This window comes from Pseudonocardia sp., assembly GCF_025465255.1.
Classification (GTDB): Bacteria; Actinomycetota; Actinomycetes; order Mycobacteriales; family Pseudonocardiaceae; genus Pseudonocardia.
On sequence record NZ_JAODNI010000234.1, the window covers coordinates 1 to 4,383 of the forward strand.

Here is a 4,383-nt window from a genome sequence, read left to right on the forward strand (position 1 = left end):
CGCCATCGCCCCCGACCTGGGCGAGCGCTACCTGGACACGATCTACCAGTCGCACTGGGTCGAGGACCTCTACGGCGAGGACGTGCTCGACGCGGACCAGACGACCACCGTTGCGCTCGCAGCCTGACGCCCACGAAGAGCGAGGCGCCCGCCCGGATGTCCGGGCGGGCGCGTCGTCGTCAACGGGTCACGCGCGGGCGATGTCGCCCACGAACTCGGCCACCTGGTCCACCAGCGCCTTCTGGTGCGGCTCGAGGTCGTGCCCGCCCATCCCCCCGACGACGGGCAGGATCCCGTCGTCGAGGAGACGTGCACCCCGGCGAGGGTCTCGATCGTCGCCAGGCCGCAGAACGGGACGTAGACCGGGCCGTAGCCACCCTCCTGCACCAGGACGAGCCGTCCGCCGGCGGACCGCGCCGGACCCGCTGGCCCGCCGGCTCGGCCCCGTGCCGCGGTCGCCGGCCAGGCCGGAGTTCGGCGGGAAGCGCGCCCGGCCGCCGCACCGTGGGGCCGTCTTGCCCCGAAGGCCCTCCACCCTGCGCCGTGCCGGCGGAGGCGACCTCATCCGCAACAGGTGAGGGGTGCGGTCCCCGCCTACGCCTGTCGGGCCGCTGCCGGAGCCGCTCGACCCCGGTCGTCGCCGCCCTAGGCGGCCTGGCCCTGCCCGGCCGGCGTGCGGCGGTCGTCAGGGCTTCATCGTGCCGTCGGCCAGGTACCGCGTGTGCCAGCTGAGCGCCTCGTCGATCAGGTGCGGGGTGTGCCTGCCGGGCGAGCCGGCGAGCGCTCGCTGGTGGTAGTCCTCGAGCATCGGGCGGTAGTCCGGATGCGCGCAGTGGTCGATGATCTGCCGGGCCCGGCGCCGGGGTGCGAGGCCCCGCAGGTCGGCCAGTCCCTGCTCGGTCACCACGACGTGCACATCGTGCTCGGTGTGATCGACGTGCGAGACCATCGGGACGATGCTGGAGATGGCGCCGTCCTTGGCGGTCGACGGGGTCATGAAGAACGAGATGTAGGCATTGCGGGCGAAGTCGCCGGATCCGCCGATGCCGTTCTGGATGCGGCTCCCCATGAGGTGGGTGCTGTTGACGTTGCCGAAGATGTCGGCCTCGATGATGCCGTTCATCGCCAGGACGCCGAGCCGGCGCACGAGCTCCGGGTGGTTGCTGATCTCCTGGGGGCGCAGGATGATCCGGTCCCGGTATGCCGTGATGTTCGCGTTGAAGTCCTCGGCGGCGACGGGGCTGAGCGAGAAGGCGGTGGCCGAGGCGACGCTCAGCTTGCCCGAGCGCAGCATTCCGAGCATGCCGTCCTGGATCACCTCGGTGTACGCCGTCAGATCCTCGAACGGCCCGGCGTCGAGGCCGTCGAGCACGGCGTTGGCGATGTTCCCGACCCCCGACTGGATCGGGAGCAGGTTCGCGGGAAGCCGGCCGTGCCTGACCTCGTGCTGGAGGAAGTCGAGGAGGTGCCCGGCGATCCGCTTCGACGCCTCGTCCGCCTCCTTGAACGGCGAGTTGCGGTCGGGCGCGTCGGTCTCGACGACGGCCACCACCTTCTCCGGCGGGCAGGCCAGGTACGGCACGCCGATCCGGTCGCCCGGGCGGGTGAGCGGGATCGGTCGGCGATCGGGCGGCAGCGCGGTGCCGTAGTAGATGTCGTGCATGCCTTCGAGTTCGGCGCTCTGCCAGGAGTTCACCTCGAGGATCACCTGGTCGGCCCGGTCGAGCCAGGTCTTGTTGTTGCCGATCGACGACGAGGGCACCAACCGGCCGTCCTCGGTGATGCCGCTGATCTCCACGAGGGCCGTTCCCAGGTGGCCCAGGAAGCCCTGCCACACCATCTGTGCGACGTGGGACAGGTGCACGTCGATGTACTCCATGAGCCCTGAGTTGATCTTCTGCCGGCTCACCGGATCGGACTGGTAGGGCAGCCGCAGCTCGATCCCGTCGGCCTCGGCGAGCGCACCGTCGAGCTCCGGGGCGGTCGACGCCCCGGTCCACACACCGACGCGGAACCGGGTGCCCGCGGCGTTCGCCTCGGCGATCCGGCGGGCCAGCGCCAGCGGAACCGCCTTGGGGTAGCCGGCACCGGTGAAGCCGCTCATCCCCACGTTGGAGCCGGCCGGTATCAGTGCCGCCGCCGCCTCCGCCGACATCACCTTCCGTCTCAGGTCACGGTTCGCGATCCGGGTCCTGGAGCCCATCAGCCTTGCCAGTCTCGTCGGCGCGGGTGTTCCTCCCGCGGACTGCACGACATACGCACCTACCTACTCGTCGGTAGCGACCACACCGGGATTCCGGCACGGCTTCTCCCCCGAGGGCGGAGTGCACGGCATGATCGTGCCCGCTCGACCGCCGGCCCGGCCCCATGACGGTCGGCCCGCCGGTCTGCGCCTCCGCCGTACCTCGGGGAGGTTCCCCGAGCTTAAAAGTGCGCCTGTACTCGGTCGACCGCTGGCCGCACGTGCACGACGTCGCGCCGACGCACCGGATCAGCCGGACGTGTGTCGCCCGCGCTCGCCCTCAGGTGCCGTCACGTGCCAGCCGGTGGACGAGCTCCCGCTCGTCGGGACCGAACCAGGGTGGCTCCCCCGCGGCGACGTTCTCGTCGATCCGCGACGGGTGCGACGTCGCCGGAATCGCCACGGTGCACCTCCGATCGCTCAGCCCCCACTTGAGCAGCGCCTGCGCCCAGGTGCGGACGCCGAACGGGTGGAGCGGCGCGAGCTGTTCCTCGTCGATGTCGAGGTCGAGCAGCTCACCCTCGCCGAAGGGACGCATGACGACCCCGCCGAGGCCGAGGTCGGCGGCCAGCGGCAGGATGCGCTGCTCGACCTCGCGCTGCCGCGGGTTGTACGGGATCTGGACGGCGTCGATCCGCCCGGTGCGCATCACCGTCTCCAGCTCACGGACCACCGCGTAGTGCGTCGCCCCGACCCGGTCGATCCGGCCCTCCTCCCGCGCCGCCACCAGCAGCGGCAGGTGCTCGCGCCAGGCCACCAGGTTGTGGATCTGCATCAGCTCGACGTGCCCGCCGAACAGACGCAGCGCCCGGTCGAGCTGCTGCCGTCCCTCCGCCGGCGAGGCCGTCCAGATCTTGGTGGCCACGACCGCCTCGCCCCGGCGGTCGCCCAGGGCCTCGGCGAGCAGCTCCTCGGCGCGGCCGTACATGGGCGACGAGTCGAAGAACCGCACCCCGGCGTCGAGGGCCCGGGTCACCACGGCGACGTGCCCGCCGCCGGCAGCTGCCGCCTCCAGCCTGCGCCAGGTCCCCAGGCCGATCACCGGCACCTCCGTGCCGTCCGCGCCGAGCCGCCGTCGCTCCACCCGCACAGGGTCCCGTAGCGCCCCGCCGTCAAACCTCGGGCGGGGGCTCGGTACCTGCCGGACAGCCCCCGGTCTGCGGCGGCAGCCCGAGAACGCGCTCGTGCAGGAACCTCGGGACCGAGCAGCAGATCGACCGGATCGTCGTCCGGTGGTCCCGCAGCCGCGGACAGGACAGGCCGGCGCGGCTCCCCACGGCTCCTCCCCCACGTCGTGCTCATGGACCTCGTGTTGTGCGGGATGGACGGCATCACGAAGCACGCGGCGCTGCGGGAGGGCACCCCGGCGTGGAGGTCGTCGTGGTCACCAGCTTCGGCAAGGCGGCGCGGGTGCACGCCGCGCTGGCCGCCGGGGCGGCCGGGTACGTGCTCAAGGCAAGCAGGCGGCCCTGTGGGCGGTGCGCGAGGGCCCGGCCACTCTGTAGGGCGGGTCTTCGCCACACCCAGCGCCTCCGGGCAGCGTGCGTAAGCACGGTGCCCGAACGCGGGCCCTGGCCGTAGCCCGGGAGACCCGCCGGAAGCGGAGTGCAGCGCGTGGCCGTTCAGGGCAATTTCCATCCGCCACTCAGACGCTACTTCCCGCAATCAGCCCAACTGTCCTCACTCCGCGTTTGACCGGTGCGGCGATCCGGGCAACCGCCGTCCAGCTTCGTGCTGGCAGGTCCGCTCGTCGTTCACCGTGATCAACACCTTGGAATCTGCCCGACCGCACAAAGGAGTGAGCATCCCATGAGCGAGCCGTTACCGATCAACGCCGCTGTCATCAGCGGGTACATCGTGCTGGGCACCAAGAAGCTCAACATCCACCTGACGCTCGAGGACGTCGATTCCGGCTCACCCGACAACGGGCAGATCCGCGAGGGCTCCTCGACAGAAGACGGTCTCCACGAGCAGGACGAGGACGATTCCGAGCTGAGGGGCCAGGACCGGGACGACGGCGAGGGCGAGTCCGAACTCACCGACCAAGACGACGACGAAGACGACACCGAACTCACCGACCAAGACGACGACGAAGACGACACCGAACTCACCGACCAAGACGACGACGAAGACGACACCGA

General features: G+C 71.2%; 2 protein-coding genes and 2 pseudogenes. 2 read left to right on the top strand and 2 right to left on the bottom strand.

The genetic code is table 11. The features are described from left to right. Positions 1–127: pseudogene (locus JWP64_RS29115) on the top strand (2,3-diaminopropionate biosynthesis protein SbnA); the annotation flags it as partial. Between the two features lie 558 nt (positions 128–685). Here JWP64_RS29115 and JWP64_RS29120 read toward each other — a convergent pair. After that, entirely contained in the window at positions 686–2,203 is a 1,518-nt protein-coding gene (locus tag JWP64_RS29120) for an acetyl-CoA hydrolase/transferase family protein (RefSeq protein WP_297503324.1), read from the bottom strand. 319 nt (positions 2,204–2,522) lie between these two features. Beyond that, the gene (locus JWP64_RS29125; RefSeq protein WP_297503326.1) at positions 2,523–3,326 is read right to left on the bottom strand and encodes an aldo/keto reductase; all 804 of its coding nucleotides are present in this window, start codon (positions 3,324–3,326) and stop codon (positions 2,523–2,525) included. Positions 3,327–4,051: 725 nt separating this feature from the next. Here JWP64_RS29125 and JWP64_RS29130 point away from each other — a divergent pair. Beyond that, a pseudogene (locus tag JWP64_RS29130) lies at positions 4,052–4,383 on the top strand (hypothetical protein); the annotation flags it as partial.